Below are 18979 nucleotides of genomic sequence, written 5' to 3'. Positions count from 1 at the left end.
CCGCGCCAGCAAGGACTTAACCATGCGAAAAATTGCAATCGTCGGGGCCGGGGAATCCGGTGCCCAACTGGCTTTGGGCCTGCAGCGGGATGGCTACGCCGTGACGCTCCTGTCCGACCGCTCCGCGGCCCAGATCCGCAGCGGCAAAGTCATGTCCAGCCAGTGCATGTTCTCCACAGCCCTCGACGCCGAAGCCCAGATGGGGACAGCGCTCACGGAATTCTACGAGTCCGGCTCCGTCCCGGGCATCACCTCCATCCGGCTGCGCGTGGAAGCGGAAGAACCCATCGGATGGGAGGCCCCCTTGGATGGGCCGGCCCGCTCCATCGACCAACGGATCAAGAGCGCACTCTGGATCGAGACGTTCGTGGCCGCCGGGGGCGACTTCCGCATTGAGAAGGTCACTCCGCGCATGCTCGAAGAGCTCGCCCGCGAGTACGAGCTGGTGATTGTCAGCACCGGCAAGGGCGAGATCGGCCAGATTTTCCCGCGCGACAAGGCAAAGTCGCCCTTCGACCGGCCGCAGCGGGTCCTGGCGCTCACCTACGTCACGGCCGACAGCTGTGCTGTCGCGGGCGACGCGTCACCGGACAGCACCTCCAGCAGCGGCGCCGCCATCCGCATGTCCATGGTCCCCGGCGTCGGCGAGTTCTTTACGTTCCCGGGCCTGACCGTCTCCGGGCCGTGCCGCATGATGGTGTTCGAAGGCGTGGTGGGCGGCCCCATGGACCGGTGGACCGACGTCGGGACCTCGCAAGAGCACCTTGCGCGATCGCTGGAGATCCTGAGGGAGCACTTTCCGCACGAGGCAGAGAACTTTGCCACCGCGGAACTGACCGACAGCGGCGCCACGCTTCTGGGGCGCATCACGCCAACGGTGAGGTCCGCCGTCGGGGAGTTGGCCAACGGCAAGCTGGTGTTCGGCTTGGGTGACGCAGTGGTCCTCAACGATCCTCTCACCGGGCAGGGCTCAAACAATGCGACGCTGGCGGCCAAATACTACCTCGATGCGATAGTTCGCAGGGGCCGGCAGCCGTTCGACCGCCACTGGATGGAGCGGACGTTCGATGAGTTCTGGCGTGGATGGGGCCAGTGGGCGGTTGAATGGACCAACGACCTCCTTAAGCCCCGCAGGGACCACCAGAAAACCCTCCTCAGCGAAGCCGCTGAACACCCGGCCCTGGCAGCGGGCATCGTGGCCGGGTTCGATGATCCCCGGACGTCCTACCCGTGGTGGTTCGATCCCACTGCCGCAGCCGATTTCATGCAGGCCCGCAAAGAGGAAGACTCCTCGGTTTTTGATGTCCGGGATTTCAGGGGCGCGTTGGGGCAATTCGCCACAGGCGTTACCGTGGTGACCACTGTTGCTGCCGACGGCCGGAAGGTGGGGATGACCGCGAATTCATTCACGTCAGTTTCCATGGAACCGCCTTTGGTGCTGTGGTGTCCCAGCAAACGGTCGCCCAGCCTGGGTGACTTTGAGAACGCCACGCATTTCGCCATCAATATCCTGGCCAGCAACCAGCATGTCCTGTCCCGCCAGTTCGCAACCCCCGCCATCGACAAGTTCGCCGGCACGGACACCACCGAGGGCATCGCCGGTGTTCCGCTGCTGGACGGCGCGGTGGCCTCCTTCCAATGCCGCACGGTCTCACGGCACGACGCCGGCGACCATGTCATCTATGTGGGGGAAGTGGAGAGATACGACTACGAGGGCGGCGCTCCCTTGGTGTTCCACGGCGGCAAATACCACGCAACCGCCAGCCACCCGGACTTCTAGCCACATTCTGAGCACTTCTGAAAGGAGCGGAGATGGTCGATTCCGTTGACGTCGCGATCATTGGCTCGGGTATCAATTCCCTGGTCGCGGCAGCTGAGCTCGCCATGGACGGGAAGCGCGTCTGCATCATCGAGCGTTCGGACCGGCTGGGAGGTTTCATTCATTCCTCCGAGCGGACCCTGCCGGGCTTCGTGCACGACTCCTTCTCTTCCTGGCACCCGTTGTTCGTGTCAGGTGGTGCGTACGCGGCTTTGGGCAAGGAACTGCATGCCAGGGGTCTGGAGTACTGCAACACCACCGGCCCGGTGACCGCGAGCGTCGCCGCAGATCCGGCCACGGGCGCCCACCGCGTTGTCATTGCGCAGCGGGATCCGGGCGAGACGGCTGCCGCTTTCAAGGTCACCGGCGACCAGTCCGCCTACCTGGCCATGTTGAATGACCTTGAGCGGAATGCCGGCACGGTTTTTGGGGCGTTCGGGGCGGAGCTTCGATCATTCAGGGAGGTTGCGAAGATTGCCTTCGGAGCCGTCCGGCGTGGACGTTTCTCCGGGACAGAGTCTTTCGTCCGGGACGCGGTGATGAGCGGCCGGAACTACACCCGCAGCCGCTTTGATGGGTGGGAAACGGACCAGCTGTGGTCACCGTGGCTCCTGCACGCAGGGCTTGGCCCGGACCAGGCAACAGGTGGGGTGATGTTGCCGGTGATGGCCATGACCATGCACGGCTTTGGGCTCCCGGTGGTGAAAGGTGGGGCGTCGAGGTTCGTGGCGGCGTTTGAGTCGTTGCTGCGGGACAACGGGGTTCAGATCGTGCTGGGCGCTGAGGCGGAAGAGGTCCTGGTGGACAGCGGTTCAGGCAGAGTCACCGGTGTTCGCACTGCGCAGGGCGTGGTCGCTGCCAGCACCGTGTTGGCCAACGTCTCGCCGCAGGCACTGTATACCCGGCTGCTCAGCCAGCCACCGGCCGCGACCGCGGCGGCGGCCGAACGCTACCAGAATGGCCGCGGCGCCCTGCAGATCCACCTCGCCTTGGACAAGCCCGTGGAGTGGCTCGATCCGCGACTCAACGAAGTTCCGCTGGTGCACATCAGCAACGGCTCGGACAGCACGGGAATCGCCTGCGCCGAGGCCGAAGCCGGCCTGCTGCCCAGCGAACCCACGGTGGTGGTCGGGCAGCAGTGCGTGCTGGATCCGTCCCGCGCTCCAGAGGGCAAAGCCACGCTGTGGCTGCAACTGCAGGAGGTTCCGTTTTCTCCCGTAGATGATGCGGCCGGCGAACTGTCAGTGGAGGAAGGCTGGACCGAGGAGCTGAAACAGGGCTATCTGGAGCGGGCCCTTGCCCGGCTGGAGCAGTTCGCACCGGGAACCCAGGCCACGGTTCTCGCTTCAGACATCATCGCCCCCACGGACCTGGCCGGCGCTAATCCCAATGCCGTCAACGGCGACCCCTATGGAGGGTCCGCTGAGCTCTTTCAAAATTTGCTCTGGCGTCCGTTCCCCGAGGCGGCAGGCCACCAAACCGCCGTCGAAGGCCTGTGGCATATCGGCGCGTCAACCCACCCTGGTCCCGGCCTCTCCGGTGGCTCGGGACATTTGGTGGCCCAAAAACTAACGACCAAAACTTCACGATTTTCGCGTCTTCAAGCAGCACTTAAACCAAGAAAGCGATAGGAGAACAATGTCTGTTCTGGCCGGGCTCACTGCAGCCCTTTCGAATGGCTCGGTGGAGATCATCGACCTCACGACGCCCCTCAGCTCCGAAACCCCCATCCTGAACCTGCCGCAGCCCTTTGCGAACACGGTGGGATTGTCCGTCTCGCCGGTGAGCAATTTCGACGACGCCGGACCGGCTTGGGCGTGGAACGACGTCACCGTGGGTGAGCACGCCGGGACGCACCTGGACGCGCCCGTCCACTGGATCACCGGCAAGGATGGCAAATCCGTGGACCAGATCGAACCCCACCGCCTGGTGGGGCCCATCGCGGTGATCGACAAGACCGCAGAGGTCTCCGCGGACCCTGACTTCCTGCTGGAACCTGAGCACTTTGAGCAATGGCAGGAACAGCACGGCGCTTTTCCGGAAAACTGCTGGATCATCTTCCGGACGGGTTGGGCGGCCCGCGGCGCTGACGCTGCGGCTTTCGTCAACGCGGACGACGCCGGACCCCACACTCCCGGTGTCTCTGCGGCAGGTGCCAAGTGGCTTGCCGGTAACACTTCGATCAGCGGTTTCGGTGTTGAAACCGTGGGGATCGATGCCGGGCAGGCCGGCGGGCTGGATCCGATGTTCCCCGTGCATTCGTTCCTCCTCGGTGCGGATAAATATGGCGTCACCTCGCTGCGGAACGTGGACCGGCTCCCGGTAGTAGGGGCAACCCTGGTGGTGGCACCCCTGCCGATCGTGGGCGGCACCGGCAGCCCGAGCCGCGTGTATGCGCTGATTGAAAAAGACGCCGGGGTAACAGCATGAGTGAGCAGGTACGGGTTTCCACCCTGGTGGGCAGGACACTGGCGAAGCTTGGCGTCGGGCATGTTTTCGGAGTGGTGGGCAGCGGCAACTTCGATGTCACCGGCACCCTCATGGCCGAAGGAATCCCTTTCACCGCCACCCGGCACGAAGGCGGTGCTGCGACCATGGCCGACGCCTACTCGCGGATGTCCGGCAAGGTGGGAGTGGTCACCACGCACCAGGGCTGCGGGCTCAGCAATGCCATTACGGGAATCGGTGAAGCCGCGAAGAGCCGCACTCCCATGATCGTGCTGACCGCCGACACCCAGGCTGCAGCGATCCGGTCCAACTTCAAGATCGACCAAGACGCGTTGGCCCGAAGCGTCGGCGCCGTGGCCGAACGGATCCACTCCCCCGCCACAGCTGTGGCAGACACTGTCCGGGCCTTCCGGACCGCGGTGAACGAGCGCCGAACGGTGGTCCTGAGCTTGCCGTTGGACGTCCAAAGTGCCAGCGCCGCGGATGAGGTGAGTGCCGTCGTCGTGACTGAGCCGCTAAAGACCCGCCCGGACGCTGCCGCAGTGGAGCAGTTGGTGGCCCTGATTTCCGCCGCGGAACGGCCCGTGTTCGTCGCGGGACGCGGCGGACGGGGCGCCCGGGACGAGATCCTGGAATTGGCACGGCATGCCGGTGCGCTGGTGGCAACGTCGGCAGTGGCGAGCGGACTGTTCAACGGCGACTCGCACAACCTGGGCATCTCGGGTGGTTTTTCGTCGCCCACCACGGCGGAACTCATCAGCGGTGCGGATCTGATTGTGGGGTGGGGTTGCGCGCTGAACATGTGGACCATGCGGCACGGGCGACTCATTTCCACCGGCACCAACGTGGTGCAGATCGACGTCGAAGACTCCGCGCTCGGCGCCAACCGACCCATCACCCTGGGGCTGCTGGGTGATTCGGCGCTGACTGCTGTGGACACCCTGACGGCGCTGCGGACCGTGCAATCCGAGCCCGCTGGGAAGTACCGCACCGAAACCAACGCCCTGGCCATCAAGCGGGGCTCGCGGTGGCGGGACGTTTCCACGGCGGACCTGTCCACGGCGACCTCCATCGATCCCCGCGTCCTCACCCGGGAACTCGATTCGATGCTCCCATCCGAGCGGATCGTGGCCGTGGATTCCGGCAACTTCATGGGCTACCCCAGCCAGTACCTCGCTGTTCCGGACGAGTTCGGGTTCTGCTTCACGCAGGCATTTCAGGCGATCGGGCTGGGGCTTTACACAGCTATTGGCGCCGCGCTTGCCCAGCCTCAGCGCCTGCCGGTGCTGGGCGCGGGCGACGGTGGGTTCCTCATGGGCATCAGCGAGTTGGAGACCGCCGCGAGGCTGAAACTGCCCCTGGTGTGCATCGTTTACAACGACGCTGCCTACGGGGCCGAGGTCCACCACTTCGCGTCGGAGCACTCGGAGGCCGAGCTCTCCAGCGTCGTGTTCCCGGAAACGGACATCGCCGCCATAGCCCGTGGATTCGGCGCCGAAGGTGTGACCGTACGGACCGTGGGCGACCTCGATGCTGTGCGCCCGTGGATCGCGGCCTATGAAGCCGGGACACAAGACCGGCCCCTGGTGATCGACGCCAAGATCGCGTCCGACGGTGGTTCGTGGTGGCTGGCGGAAGCGTTCCAGGGACACTAAGCGCGGGGGCGCCCAACTGGGTAACAGCAAACGTCGCTATGAGCGGTCATAGCGACGTTTGCTGTTACTTACTTGGGTGGTTACGCGTCGACGTCCGTGTTGACGATGTACACGTCGCACGGCGCACCGTGGGCAACGCTGTTGGCGATGCTGCCCAGGACGCGGCCCAGGCCCTTCATGCGCTTGTTGCCGACCACGATCAGCGAGGCGTTGTTGGTTTCGGCGTAATTGATGAGGGCGTTGGCCGGAGTACCGCGCGCCGCGAAGTACTTGATGTTTCCGGCAGGAACGTCCAGTTCTTCGGAGACCTTGCGGGCAACGTATTCCGCTGAGTCGGCGGAGGAGACGGTGATGCGGTCGCTGCCGCTGCCGAATTCTTCGATGCGGTCATCGGAGAAGCCGCTGATCACGTGCAGTTCGGCGCCGAGAGCGGTGGCGAACTTCGCTGCTGCCACTGCTGCGCGCTTGGCGGTCTCACTGTTGTCGACGCCGACCACAATAACTTCTGACATGAGGACTCCTGGTTGTGGGGATCACTGGGTGCTGCTGCAAGAAAATCTACACTCCATCATCATCTGCCGGGATGACCCTTTGCGCCGGGAGTGTTTATGCCCAGTATCACTGGGTAGGGGTACATCTATCGAAATGATCACCCGAGCGAAAGGCAGGACCATGAGCGACGCATCATTTTCCCCGCAGACAGCCATTGTCACGGGGTCGGATTCAGGCATCGGACGGGCCACGGCGGTGGCTCTGGCCAAGGCGGGCATGGACGTAGGCATCACCTGGCACACGGACCAGAAGGGCGCCGAGGAAACCGCGGAAGAAGTCCGTGGCCTCGGCCGTAAAGCCGTAGTCCATCAACTCGACACCACAGACGTCCAAGGCACGGTGGACGCAATCGACAAACTCGCTGAGGAACTCGGTGGCGTGGACGTCTTCGTCAACAACTCCGGAACCGGCGACGGCACCAAGTTCCTGGACCTCGACTACCAAACCTGGATGTCCACCTTGGACACCAACCTCAACGGTGCGTTCGTAGCGATGCAAACAGCGGCCAAGCGCATGGTAAGGGCAGGCCGCGGCGGGCGCATCATCGCCGTCACCAGCGTGCACGAATTCCAACCGCGGGTAGGGGCCTCCGCCTACGATGCTTCCAAACACGGATTGGGCGGCCTCATCAAAACCATGGCCTTGGAACTCGCCGAGTACGGAATCACCGCCAACAACGTGGCACCGGGCGAGATTGCGACGCCCATGACCGGCCAGGAAGACGAGGATCCCACGCAGAAGGAAAGGCCCGGGGTTCCGTTGGGACGCCCCGGTGACGCACGTGAAATCGCCGCCGTCATCGCCTTCCTCGCATCCCCGGCGTCGAGCTACGTCAATGGAGCGTCCTGGCCCGTGGACGGCGGAATGCTGCAGATGGGACCGCAGGCCGGTTCGCACATCACCAGCAATGATTGGCGCGAAAGCTAAGCCAGCGCAGGCTCTGGCCGCACGGAGATCCGTGGGCTAGTCTGCTTGGACGGCCTGCCTGGCGGGTCGGATTTTCCAGAGATTCGTAAGACGTTGATGAGGAGCACCATGGCTGGCCACACATATAGCGTTTCCGAAATTGTAGGAACTTCCACCGAAGGCGTTGACGACGCGATCAAAAACGGCATCGCAACAGCCTCCCAGACGCTGCGGAACCTGGACTGGTTTGAGGTCAAGGAAATCCGCGGCCACCTCGAGGACGGCGCAGTGGCCGACTGGCAGGTCACCATCAAGCTCGGTTTCCGCCTGGAGCGCTGACTCCCCCTCTACCCACACGAGATGGCAGTTGATGACAGTTCCGGAGCTCCGGATTGTCATTAACTGCCTTCTCGGCGGGCGGGTTCAGGTGCCGAGACTTCAGCTTGGGTGCCCATGTCGCCAAAGTTCAAGAGCGTCAGAGCGTCCGACGACGGCGAACCTGCCTTCGCCGAATAGACCCGCAGGAGCTGGTCGGGGTCGTCCGGGAGACTCAGGGTTTCAAAGTTCAGTTCCAGGTCGCCTACCACCGGGTGGTGCAACCGGACCGTTCCCGCGGAGCGCGTGGCAACCCTGTGGCCGGCCCACCACTGACGGAAATGCTCGCTGTGGACAGCAAGTTCGCCCACCAAATGGTTGGTTTGGGGATCGTTGGGGTGCCGGCCCACATCCATGCGCAGCGCCCCGACAGCCTCAGCGGCCACTGTCTTCCAATCCCTGAACAACGCTCCGGCCGCTGGATCCAGGATGATCCAGCGCGTCAGGTTCCGCTCGGCTGCAGGCAAAGCCGCGAAATCGGCGAACAGCAGGTGGGCCAGCCGGTTTCCGGCCAGCACATCCGCGCGCCTGCCCAGCACCAGGGCGGGAACATCTCCGACGGCGTCCAGCAGCTGCCGAAGGGCCGGCCGCACCTTTTGCACGGGGCCGGGACTTCCTGCAGAGCTGGCACAGTGCTCCAGCAGGTCCATCATGTGTGCCTGCTCCCCCGCGTCCAGGCGGAGTGCGCGGGCCACGGAATCGAGGACCGCCTTGGAGGGGTGGATATTCCGGCCCTGTTCCAGGCGTGTGTAGTAGTCAGTGCTCACACCGGAAAGGCGTGCAACCTCCTCGCGGCGGAGTCCGGGCACCCGTCTGGCACCGCCGGACTCCTGCGCCCCGGCGTCGTCGGGTGAGAGGCGGGCACGCATGACTTTGAGGAATTTACCGAACTCGGCGCTTTGACCCATCCGTCCATTCTGCCGTTGCGGACGTGTGAAACACCACCATTGTGGGTAGGACTGACAGACCTAGGAAAAACAGGATCAGGTTGGACTGCTGACTCTGCCGGCAAAACTGCATAGGCTCAGTCAGAGCCTCCGAAAACGCTTTCTGGAACCCGGGAAATTACGGACCCAGAATGCCGGAGCGTCACCGCCATAACCATCCGTCGAAGGAGACCGTCATGCCAGAGCTGACATTGAATAACGGCGTCACCATCCCCCAGCTCGGATTTGGTGTCTTCCAAGTACCTGCGGACGAAACCCAGAAGGTCGTGGAAGATGCCCTGGACGCCGGCTACCGTCACATCGACACAGCAGCCGCCTACCGCAACGAAGCCGGCGTTGGTGCCGCTGTCGCTGCATCGGGAATCCCCCGGGAAGAACTTTTCATCACCACCAAGCTTCGCAATGGGGAGCAGGGCGAGGCTTATGACGCCTTCCAGCGAAGCCGCGATGCCCTGGGCCTGGAAGTCATCGATCTCTACTTGATCCACTGGCCAGTCCCATCGCAGGGCCTCTTCACGCAGGCGTGGAAGGACATGGAAAAGCTGTACCAAGACAAGCAGATCCGGGCCATCGGCATTTCCAACTTCCTCTCCGACCACGTGGACACACTGCTCAAGGAAGCAGAAGTGGTTCCGGCCGTGAACCAGATCGAAGTCCACCCGACGTTCCAGCAGGGCGAACTGGCCAACAAGTGCCGCGACCTGGGCATTGCCGTTGAGGCCTACAGCCCGCTGGGCCAGGGCAAGGACCTGAACGCCGAGCAGGTGGCCCTCGTCGCAGCAGCACACGGCACTACTCCTGCACAGGTAATCCTGGCCTGGCACCTGGCGCAGGGAACCATCGTCATCCCCAAGTCAGCGGACTCCACCAGAATGCGGGAGAACTTCGGAGCAGCCGACCTCTCCCTCACCGAATCCGAGCTGGCAGCCATTACGGCACTGGAGGCGGGCGCACGCATCGGCTCCGATCCCGCCGTCGCAGCTTTCACCCAGCTCTAAGCCCTGACTGTACAAAACAAAGGACCTCATCAACCATGCAGTACACCCACCTTGGCCGCTCCGGCCTGAAAGTCTCCCGCCTCTGCCTGGGCACCATGAACTTCGGTCCCCAGACCGACGAAGCAACGGCCCACTCGATCATGGACTCCGCACTGGATTCCGGCATCAACTTCTTTGACACCGCCAACGTATACGGCGGAGCCGGGCACCGCGGCTGGACCGAGGAAATCATTGGCCGCTGGTTCGCGAAGGGCGGCGAGCGCCGCGAACGGACCGTTCTGGCCACCAAGCTGTACGGCACCATGACGGACCGGCCCAACGAGTCCAAGTTGTCGGCACTGAACATCCGGCGGGCCCTGGACGCGAGCCTGAAGCGTTTGCAGACGGACTACATCGATATCTACCAGTTCCACCACATTGACCGCGATACTCCCTGGGACGAGATCTGGCAGGCCATTGACGTCGCCGTTCAGCAGGGCAAGATCATCTACTCGGGCAGCAGCAACTTTGCGGGTTGGCACATTGCCCAGGCGCAGGAAGCGGCCAGGAGGCGGAACTACACCGGCTTGGTCAGCGAGCAGTCCATTTACAACCTCTTCCGGCGCGAGCTGGAGCTTGAGGTCATTCCGGCGGCCCAACAGTACGGCCTGGGCCTGATTCCGTGGTCGCCGCTGCAGGGCGGGCTGCTGGGTGGCGTTCTCAAGAAGGAGGAGCAGGGAGTTCGCCGCGCTGAGGGCCGGGCCTTGGAAACCCTCAAGCAGCACGAGGACCAGATCCGCCAGTACGAGGATTTCGCGGACGAGCTGGGCCACGCGCCCGGCGACGTAGCCTTGGCTTGGCTGCTTCACCAACCGGCCGTCACAGCACCGATCGTGGGTCCACGCACGCAGGAACAACTGGATGCAGCCATTCGGGCGCTGGACGTCACACTGAACGAAGACGCCCTTAAGCGGCTGGATGACATCTTCCCGGGCCATCGCCCTGCCCCCGAAGACTACGCCTGGTGAGCAGCCTCCGCGCCCACGGCTTCCCCGACGTCCTCGGAGCGGCGGCGGACACCGTTTCGCCGCGGAACATCCTGTTCATCGGCGGAACCGGCGTCATCAGTGCGGCGGCGGCTGAACGCGCCGTCGCACTGGGCCACCGGCTGACCATCCTCAACAGGGGACGGTCAGCCGGGCGACCGGTTCCCGACGGTGCGGAGGTCCTCCATGCGGACATCCGCGACCCGCTCGCTGTGCAGGAAGTACTGGGGAGAAGAGAGTTCGACGCCGTTGCGGACTTCATCTCCTTCACCCCGGACCAGGCGCTGGCCGGGATCGAATTGTTCCGTGGGCGGACGGGTCAGTACGTGTTCATCAGTTCTGCTTCGGCGTACCAAAAACCGCCAACAACACTGCCTATCCGGGAATCCACCCCGCTGAAGAACCCGTTCTGGCAGTACTCCCGGGACAAAATCGCCTGTGAGGAACTGCTGTTCGAGGCCTACCGCGAACAGGACTTTCCGGTGACGGTGGTGCGGCCATCCCACACCTACGACCGCACCAAGATCGCCATGGTGGGCGGGTGGACCGACATTCACCGCATGCGCGCGGGGATGCCCATCCTGGTTCACGGAGATGGAACCTCGCTCTGGACTTTGACCCACAGCAGGGATTTCGCCAAGGCCTTCGTCGGGCTGCTGGGCAGGCCGCAGGCCATTGGCGAGAGCTACACCATTACCTCGGACGAGTTCCTGCCGTGGAACCAGGTCTATCGTCTTTTCGCAAGGGCAGCCGGCGTCGCGGAACCCGAACTATTCCACGTTTCCTCAGAAACCATCGCCGCCCACAGCCCGGAGCTGGGCCCCAACTTGCTGGGCGACCGCTCGCACTCGGTGGTCTTCGATAATTCGAAGATCAAGGCGCTGGTTCCTGATTACCGGGCCACTATTCCGTTCGCGGACGGCGCCCGGGAGATCGTGGAGTGGCACGATGCCCACCCGGAGCTGCAGGTTGTGAAGGAAGATTTCATGGAGTTGAGCGACCGGCTCCATGACTGGTCACGACGATCACTGTTGCCAAGCAGCCAGCGGCCAGCGTAGAAACAGAGAAACCCAGAGGAGACCCAGCCCATGGCACTTGCCCCACTGATCGAACTGAACGACGGTTTCAAGATCCCGCAGCTGGGACTCGGCACGTGGCCTTTGAATGATGCCCAGGTTGCCGACGCCGTAGTGGAGGCGGTGTCACATGGCTACCGGCATGTGGACACGGCAAAGAAGTACGGGAACGAGACGGGTGTGGGCAACGGCATCCGCGCCTGCGGAGTGGGTCGTGAAGAACTGTTCATCACCACCAAGCTGGATGGCGAATTCCAAGGCTCCGGCAAGGCCCTCGACGGGCTTGAGGGATCGTTGGATCGCCTCGGCCTCGAGTATGTCGACCTGCTCCTGATCCACTGGCCGCTCCCCCGTCGTGGAGAGTTCGTCTCCACGTGGAAGACCTTCGAGGAACTGCAGGCCTCCGGCAAAGTCCGTTCCATCGGCGTCTCCAACTTCAAGCCAGCGCACCTTGACCAGTTAATCCGGGAAACGGAGGTGGTACCGGCGGTCAACCAGATCCAGGTCAGCCCTTCCATTCCCCGTCCGGCCGCCCGGGCCTACAACGATCGGCATGGCATCATCACCGAGTCCTACAGCCCGTTGGGTGCCAGCAGCGACCTGCTCAACGCCCCGGTGCTGGCCGCCATTGGTGGAAAGTACGCGAAGACTCCGGGCCAGGTGGTGCTGCGCTGGCATGTCCAGCAAGGGCTGGTTGCCATTCCCAAGACCGCCAATCCGGAACGCATGCAGGAGAACCTGGACGTGTTCGATTTCGAACTGGACCAGGAGGACCTTTCCAAACTGCAAACGCTCGACGCCGGACCTGACGCAGGCGTCGACTCGGACGTACAGGGGCACTAAGAATGGAACCGAAAAGCACTGAAACGCTGATCTGGGTAGGGTCCTACACGGCAGACCGGAGCGGCAACGGCAAGGGCATCTCCGTGCTCTCGGCAGACGACCACGGGCAACTAACGTCCACTGGCCTGGCGGTCGCCGCCAATTCGCCGTCGTTCCTTGCGCTGCACCCCAAGCTTCCGCTGGTTTACGCAGTCGCCGAGGAAGGTAGAACGGTCCGGGCCTACCGCCGGACGGGCGCGGCAGAGCTGGAAGCTTTCGGTGAGCCGTGGCCGGCCGGAGACGCCACCTGCCACGTTGCGGTGGATCCCCACGGCCGTTTCATAGTGGCCACCTGTTGGGGCGATGGCCAGGTCATCCTTTACGAACTGGACCACGACGGCGCCATCACCTCGCGCACCAGCGCGGCAGCCGCCGTCGATCCCCACTTCACGGCAGCCACTGACGGCGGACGTCCCAGTCGCGCGCATTCGAGCCTGATGCTCCCCGACGGACGGGTGATGACCACCGATCTTGGGCATGACCTGGTCCGCGTGTGGACGTACGCTCCTGGCGAAGGCCTGCAGCCCGATCACGAGGTGGTGCTGCCCAAGGGCTCGGGGCCGCGGCATATGGCACGGCATCACAGCGGATCCGTGTTCGTGGACACCGAGTATTCGGTGGAGGTGGCCATTGTCAGGATGGAACCGGACGGCACGTACGAGCTCACCGGAGTTGTTCCGGCCAGCATCAACAAGCCATTCGACGGCGACTCCGGGGCCGAGATCGCGCTGTCACCGGATGGCCGGTTCGCGTATGTGGGTGTTCGGGGATCCAACCGTATCTGCGTCCTGAAGGTAACCCACGACGGCAAAGAACTTGAGCCCCTCGCCGACGTTCCCTGTGGCGGCGACTGGCCCCGCCATCACTTGGTCCGCGAAGGCTGGCTGTACGTCGCCAACGAAGGCTCGGATGACGTCGTGAGTTTCAGGCTGGACCCAGCCACCGGTTTGCCGGACGGCCCCGTCAGCCGCGTGGAGACCGGCTCACCCAGCATGCTGATAGCCGCCGTCTAACTACCGCCGAGGTGGCACCCAATACGTATGATCCGCTCAGACATTGGTATTAAATGCCACCTCGGCGAGTCTTTCTAGACGGACCAGACCTGGACGTCGTCCGTGCCGCAGAGCAGCTTGCGGCCCGTCGGCTCAAGTACCACCCAGAGCAGTTCCTGGTGCTTGGAGACATCGTCAACGCGGCCCGTACCGGCGCCCCATGCGACGTCGTAAATCCACACAGGATCGCCGGAACTAAGCTCGGACCACTCCGCGGCAGGAACGTGCCGGTAGCCTGCGGGCCGGTTCAGGATGGAGCTGGTCACGCTGACACTTCAGCAGCAGTGCGGCGCCGCCAGACAGTCGCCACTCCGTTGTGGGCAGGAAGCACGTGGCCCTCGGGGAACACCTGGACGGCGTCCGGATCGGAGTCCGGGCTCCACAGGCCCGACGCCGGGCAATGGGAACCGGTAGGCATGGTGCGGGTGGCTCGTTCGCGCAGGAGGGCGATGCTCTTCATCGTTGAAACTCATCCTTGGGGATAGATCGGGGCACTGCGTAGTGTGAAGCAGATCTCTTCAACCCTATGCAAGTCACACGTGCTCTGTTATGGCCAAATGCATAGCATTCCAGCCGACGCTGATGCAGGTGCACAGTGCCGATTCCGCGAAGATCAAGCTATACCGGCTGCAAACGCTTCCATAAATTGGCGCAACTCACTTTTCTTCACATCCCGTAACTCTGAAATTCTCTGGATTAAGGGTAAGCAAGCGCTTACAGTTGTGACGTGTCCCACAGCACTGTCGCTTAGCGGAAGGTTCCATCACTTGTTAGCTCGCAGCCATAGACCCGACCTCCCCCAACAACGCCGCCCCTTGGGCCGCCTCGCCGCCGTCGTCCTGACGACGGCGGCCCTCACTGCCACAGCTGTCCTCCCCGCGGGCGCCGCTCCGGTCACCAAGACACCGGAACCCGCAGCCCAGCACTCCATCCGGGGAGGAGTCAGCGATCAGAATTTCTACTTCGTCATGGCGGACCGCTTCAACAACGGCACCAAGGCCAACGACGACGGCGGGCTCGGTGCCGATCCGATGGTGTCCGGCTATGACCCCACCCGCAAGGGGTTCTTCAACGGCGGGGACTTGAAGGGTCTCCAAGACCAGCTGGACTACATCCAAGGGTTGGGAACCAACGCCCTCTGGCTCACGCCGAGCTTTAAGAACAAAGCAGTCCAGGGTGACGGAACCCTGGCGAACAGTTCCGCCGGATACCACGGTTACTGGGTCACGGACTTCACGCAGATCGACCCGCACTTAGGCACCAATGCCGAGTTGAAGACCCTCATCGATGCCGCCCACGCGCGGGGCATGAAGGTGTACTTCGACATCATTACCAACCACACGGCGGATGTCATCCAGTACCAGGAGACGCAGTCCGCGCCCTATATCTCCAAGGAAACCGAGCCCTACCGGACAGCTGCGGGCGAGGTTTTCGACGACCGCGATTACGCCGGAACGCAGGACTTCCCGGCCTTGGACCCGGCGACGTCGTTCCCGTACACGCCCGTGGTGCCGGCCGCCGAGAAGGACGTCAAGGTTCCGTCCTGGCTGAACGACCCCACGCTCTATCACAACCGCGGCAACACCAACTTTGCCGGTGAGGACTCCCTGTACGGCGACTTCTTCGGACTGGATGACCTCTTCACGGAAAACCCCACGGTGGTCAACGGGATGATGGACGTTTACAAAACCTGGATCCGCGACTTCGGCATCGACGGATTCCGCATCGACACCATGAAACACGTCAACGACGATTTCTGGCAGCAGTTCGGACCCCAAGTTCTGAGCTATGCCAAGGAACAGGGCAAGGACGAGTTCTTCATGTTCGGGGAGGTCTTCGACACCTCAAAGAGCATCACCTCCACGTTCACCACCAGGAACAAGATGCAGGCTGTGCTGGACTTCGGCTTCCAGGGCGCGGCCCGCAGCTTCGCATCCCAGGGCAGCAAGGCCACCGGCTTGGCGGACTTCTTCAACGGGGATGACTGGTACACGGATGCCGACTCCAACGTCTACCAACTGCCCACCTTCCTGGGAAATCACGACATGGGCCGCATCGGCACCTTCATCGCCCAGGACAACGCAGGAGCGTCCGACGCCGAACTGCTGGAACGCGACGAGCTCGCCCATGAGCTGATGTACTTCTCGCGCGGCAACCCCGTGATCTACTACGGCGACGAGCAAGGCTTCACCGGGGCCGGCGGAGACCAGGACTCGCGGCAGACACTGTTCGCGAGCAAGGTCCAGGAGTACCTGGATGACGACCTCTTGGGCACCAACTCCACCCACGCCACGGACAACTTTGACACCGGCCACCCGCTGTACCGGAAGATCAGCGAACTCGCCGGGCTCACCGCTGAGCACCCCACGCTCCGCACCGGGGCCCAGCAAAACCGTTACGCCGCCGATGGTGCCGGGATCTACGCCTTCTCTCGCATCGACGCCAAGGAGCAGCGCGAATACGTCGTGGCAGTGAACAACAGTGAGACTGCCCAAACAGCCGCAATTCCCACGTATGAAGCCAAGCAACCGTTCAAGCTGGTCTACGGTGACGCCGAAGCGGACGTGAAAACCGATCCGCAGGCAAAGCTGAACGTCACCGTGCCGCCGCTTTCCGCCGTGGTGTACGAAGCAGCGGGGCGACTCGCGAAGTCCAAGGCGGCTCCCGGCGTCGTGCTTAAGAAGCCAGTCACCGCGGCCGGTGATGCGTCCCGTGTGAAGGTGACGGCCGACGTCGACGGCAGCTCATTCTATGAGGTCACCTTCCAGTCGCGTACGGCTGGCGGCGAGTGGCAAGCGATCGGCACCGACGACAACGCGCCGTACCAGGTGTTCCATGACGTGTCCTCGCTGGAGGCGGGAACGTCGGTGGAGTACCGCGCCGTGGTGCTGGACAACCGGGGGCAGACGTCGGCCAGTGAGCCGCGCAGCGGTGTGGTGGGTGAACCGACCCAGCCCGAGTCCGTTACCGTGGCCGGCAGCCTCAACACCGAACTGGGCTGCGCCGAGGACTGGCAGCCGTCCTGTGAGCAGGCATTGATGACCTATCAGCCGACGCATCGGCTGTGGAACCTCAACGTCCCCAACCTCCCGGCCGGAAGCTATGAATTCAAGGCCGCGCTCAATGGCACCTGGGACGAAAACTACGGTGCCGGCGGAGAGTTGGACGGTGCCAACGTGGTCTTCCAGCATTCAGGCGGAGCCGTCACTTTTCTGTACGACCACGCAACCAACGTGATCAGCGCAGCGGTTGCCGGCCAGCAACCCGCCGCCGTGTCGGTGCCGGGAAGCCTGAATTCCGAGCTCGGTTGCGCCGGCGATTGGATGCCGGATTGCGCCCAGGCCCAGCTGTCCCTGGACACCGTTGATGGGCTCTGGAAGCTCTCCGTGCCCAACCTCGCCGCCGGGAGCTACGAGTTCAAGGCCGCCATCAACAACTCCTGGGCTGAGAATTATGGCCTCGGCGGAGCCCCAAACGGCAGCAACATCGCCGTGAAGCACGACGGCGGACCGGTCACCTTCCGGTACGACCCCGCCAGCCACCTGGTCACCACCCGCTAGCCCAACTAGGTAACAGCAAACGTCGCTCTGGACTGTCAGAGCGACGTTTGCTGTTACTCAGATGGGTTACTTGTAGCTCAGGCTGAGGAGCATGGACTTCAGCTGGGCGTACTGCGTGGTGGCCATATAGGCCTTGGCAGCTTCAGGGGTTGCGAAGGTTGGCTGCTTGTCGAAGTCGAACAGCACGTAGGCGTTCATGAATCCGTTGGGCATCCTGATCAGGTTGGTTCCCGAGTCCGTCTCCCCGGCCTGGAGCTCCGAGGCCAGGCGAACGTCCATGAAATAGTTCATATCCCCCAGGACTTTGGCGCTGCCCTCCGGCGCTCCGTACGGAACGTACCTGGACTGGTTGGCCGCGAAACCAAACTCCACAGGATTGCCGGCAATATCCCTAAGCCCTGGGACGGCAGCCCGGTCATAGACAGTCCGGGTTACCTCGCCCGCAGTGCCGTCTCCGTAGAACCCGCTGGCCACCATTGCTACCTTGGTGCCTGCACTGTCCAGGATGGTGGCCCCTTGGGATGCAGCCTTCGTTTCCTCGGAAAGATACGGCCCCTGCTCTGTATATGCGCTCCAACCAACCGGAAGCGTGAAGGAGAGGTGCCCGTCGGGGAAGGTAAAGGTCTGCGAAAGGGAAGCGTGCGGCAATGTCGTGGTGGAAACGGGGGTAGGTGCCACCACGGGAACGGTTGGAGCCGGCGGAGAAGCGGGCGGGGTGGTTACCGGTGCAGCCGCTGTGGGCGTCGCCGAGGGCGTGGCCGTGGGCGTCGGTGTTGCTGACGCCGATGCGCTCGGTGACGGGCTCGCTTCTGTCGTCGTGACCGTGACGGCAGGCACCGGCGCGGTGTTCACGGAGCCTAGGTTCGCGGCTACCAGCACTCCCGCCGTGACGGCCGCAGCTGCGAGCAACAGCCCGCCCGCAATTTGTGCCTTACGTCGCCTGCGCTGTTCCAGGGACGCCACAGCCGCCACCGGGTGGCCATCGCTGAACACCGTAGAGCCCGAGAGTATCCTGTGCAGCGCTTCTTCTCCGCTGGGCTCGGCAACTGGATCAACAGTGAGCGGGTCAATCGCTGAAATCTGGTTCTTGATCGGATCCATTGTCTTCAGACCCCCATCTTGTGTGTGGTGGTTTCGGCCCCTGCAGGCATCTGTTTCCGGAACGCCGTTCGGGCCCGGTGGAGACGGACTTTGGCCGCAGATTCACTGCACTGCAGCACCCCTGCTATTTCTGCGGCGCTCAAGCCGTCCCAGTAGGCCAGCTGCAGGATGTCCCGGTCCTGTTCACGCAGCCGCATCATGGCATCCTGTACCGCGACGTTTTCGGACTCATCGCCATACCGCTCCACCGCCGTCGTCCGCAGCTTTTCCTGGAGTGCCAGCCGCCGGTCGCGGCTCCTGTACGCGTTCCCCACCAGGTTCCGCGCAACCGTCAATAAATACGGGAGCTCGGGGCGTGAGTCGTCGGTCCACTTTTGCCAGACGACGCGGAACACGTCTGCTGCGATCTCTTCCGCGGCCTCGGCGGATTCAACACGTCGGCAGACGAATTTGAAGACGGATGGGTAGCTGTCTTTGTGAATGGCGATGAACGCCAATTCGCGCTCGGAAAGCACGATTGTTTCCCCCTGATATAGAGCCCTGAACTGCAGGATACTTGTATAGTTTCCGGCCGGGCCGCCAC

General features: G+C 63.4%; 18 protein-coding genes. 12 read left to right on the top strand and 6 right to left on the bottom strand.

Features of this window, described 5'->3' with window-relative positions:
• Positions 1-22: 22 nt before the first annotated feature.
• From ABQM86_RS02005 to ABQM86_RS01990, 4 genes are read left to right on the top strand one after another with little or no spacing between them, the layout of a single operon-like run.
• Positions 23-1780, top strand: a complete 1758-nt coding sequence (locus ABQM86_RS02005; RefSeq protein ID WP_369745807.1) for a flavin reductase — start codon at positions 23-25, stop codon at positions 1778-1780.
• Between the two features lie 32 nt (positions 1781-1812).
• Positions 1813-3450 (top strand): NAD(P)/FAD-dependent oxidoreductase, encoded by a 1638-nt coding sequence (locus tag ABQM86_RS02000; RefSeq protein WP_337340703.1) that lies wholly within the window; start codon positions 1813-1815, stop codon positions 3448-3450.
• Positions 3451-3457: 7 nt separating this feature from the next.
• Positions 3458-4249: a cyclase family protein gene (locus ABQM86_RS01995; protein ID WP_369745806.1), complete on the top strand. Its 792-nt coding sequence runs from the start codon at positions 3458-3460 to the stop codon at positions 4247-4249.
• The gene (locus tag ABQM86_RS01990) at positions 4246-5922 is read left to right on the top strand and encodes a thiamine pyrophosphate-binding protein (protein ID WP_369745805.1); all 1677 of its coding nucleotides are present in this window, start codon (positions 4246-4248) and stop codon (positions 5920-5922) included. The genes ABQM86_RS01995 and ABQM86_RS01990 overlap by 4 nt, the downstream gene beginning before the upstream one ends.
• Positions 5923-6002: 80 nt before the next feature.
• On the opposite strand, the gene ABQM86_RS01985 is transcribed toward ABQM86_RS01990, so the two are convergent.
• Positions 6003-6434 carry a universal stress protein gene (locus ABQM86_RS01985; RefSeq protein WP_024819067.1) on the bottom strand — a complete coding sequence of 144 codons (432 nt, stop codon included), beginning with the start codon at positions 6432-6434 and terminating at the stop codon, positions 6003-6005.
• A gap of 160 nt (positions 6435-6594) precedes the next feature.
• Between ABQM86_RS01985 and ABQM86_RS01980 the strand changes: the two genes are divergently transcribed.
• Entirely contained in the window at positions 6595-7401 is an 807-nt protein-coding gene (locus ABQM86_RS01980) for an SDR family oxidoreductase (RefSeq protein WP_207595855.1), read from the top strand.
• Positions 7402-7509: 108 nt separating this feature from the next.
• A complete protein-coding gene (locus ABQM86_RS01975) occupies positions 7510-7719 on the top strand; it encodes a dodecin (RefSeq protein ID WP_011773002.1) in 210 nt (69 codons plus the stop codon).
• Between the two features lie 59 nt (positions 7720-7778).
• Here ABQM86_RS01975 and ABQM86_RS01970 read toward each other — a convergent pair whose 3' ends face one another.
• Positions 7779-8663, bottom strand: a complete 885-nt coding sequence (locus ABQM86_RS01970; RefSeq protein ID WP_369745804.1) for a helix-turn-helix domain-containing protein — start codon at positions 8661-8663, stop codon at positions 7779-7781.
• A 215-nt stretch (positions 8664-8878) separates the two neighbouring features.
• On the opposite strand from ABQM86_RS01970, the gene ABQM86_RS01965 reads away from it, so the two are divergent.
• From ABQM86_RS01965 to ABQM86_RS01945, 5 genes are read left to right on the top strand one after another with little or no spacing between them, the layout of a single operon-like run.
• The gene (locus tag ABQM86_RS01965; protein ID WP_207595853.1) at positions 8879-9700 is read left to right on the top strand and encodes an aldo/keto reductase; all 822 of its coding nucleotides are present in this window, start codon (positions 8879-8881) and stop codon (positions 9698-9700) included.
• A gap of 35 nt (positions 9701-9735) precedes the next feature.
• Positions 9736-10707, top strand: coding sequence for an aldo/keto reductase (locus tag ABQM86_RS01960; RefSeq protein ID WP_207595852.1), 972 nt, complete (start codon positions 9736-9738; stop codon positions 10705-10707).
• On the top strand, positions 10704-11783 hold the full coding sequence (locus ABQM86_RS01955) for an NAD-dependent epimerase/dehydratase family protein (RefSeq protein WP_207595851.1): 1080 nt from the start codon (positions 10704-10706) through the stop codon (positions 11781-11783). Before ABQM86_RS01960 ends, ABQM86_RS01955 begins: the two co-directional genes overlap by 4 nt.
• Before the next feature lie 30 nt (positions 11784-11813).
• On the top strand, positions 11814-12644 hold the full coding sequence (locus ABQM86_RS01950; RefSeq protein ID WP_369745803.1) for an aldo/keto reductase: 831 nt from the start codon (positions 11814-11816) through the stop codon (positions 12642-12644).
• A gap of 2 nt (positions 12645-12646) precedes the next feature.
• Entirely contained in the window at positions 12647-13696 is a 1050-nt protein-coding gene (locus tag ABQM86_RS01945; protein ID WP_369745802.1) for a lactonase family protein, read from the top strand.
• A 74-nt stretch (positions 13697-13770) separates the two neighbouring features.
• On the opposite strand, the gene ABQM86_RS01940 is transcribed toward ABQM86_RS01945, so the two are convergent.
• Together ABQM86_RS01940 and ABQM86_RS01935 are read right to left on the bottom strand one after the other, a co-directional pair.
• A complete protein-coding gene (locus tag ABQM86_RS01940) occupies positions 13771-14001 on the bottom strand; it encodes a hypothetical protein (RefSeq protein ID WP_207595848.1) in 231 nt (76 codons plus the stop codon).
• Positions 13998-14195, bottom strand: coding sequence for a hypothetical protein (locus tag ABQM86_RS01935; protein ID WP_207595847.1), 198 nt, complete (start codon positions 14193-14195; stop codon positions 13998-14000). Before ABQM86_RS01935 ends, ABQM86_RS01940 begins: the two co-directional genes overlap by 4 nt.
• A gap of 355 nt (positions 14196-14550) precedes the next feature.
• Here ABQM86_RS01935 and ABQM86_RS01930 point away from each other — a divergent pair, with 355 nt between their 5' ends.
• Entirely contained in the window at positions 14551-17295 is a 2745-nt protein-coding gene (locus ABQM86_RS01930) for an alpha-amylase family glycosyl hydrolase (protein ID WP_369745801.1), read from the top strand.
• A gap of 66 nt (positions 17296-17361) precedes the next feature.
• On the opposite strand, the gene ABQM86_RS01925 is transcribed toward ABQM86_RS01930, so the two are convergent.
• Positions 17362-18396 carry a hypothetical protein gene (locus ABQM86_RS01925; RefSeq protein ID WP_369745800.1) on the bottom strand — a complete coding sequence of 345 codons (1035 nt, stop codon included), beginning with the start codon at positions 18394-18396 and terminating at the stop codon, positions 17362-17364.
• Positions 18397-18401: 5 nt separating this feature from the next.
• The gene (locus tag ABQM86_RS01920) at positions 18402-18911 is read right to left on the bottom strand and encodes a sigma-70 family RNA polymerase sigma factor (protein ID WP_280625890.1); all 510 of its coding nucleotides are present in this window, start codon (positions 18909-18911) and stop codon (positions 18402-18404) included.
• Between the last annotated feature and the right edge of the window lie 68 nt (positions 18912-18979).

The sequence above is a fragment of the Paenarthrobacter sp. AMU7 genome, assembly GCF_041200195.1.
Taxonomy (GTDB): Bacteria; Actinomycetota; Actinomycetes; order Actinomycetales; family Micrococcaceae; genus Arthrobacter.
This window is presented reverse-complemented; position numbering and strand designations above follow the sequence as displayed.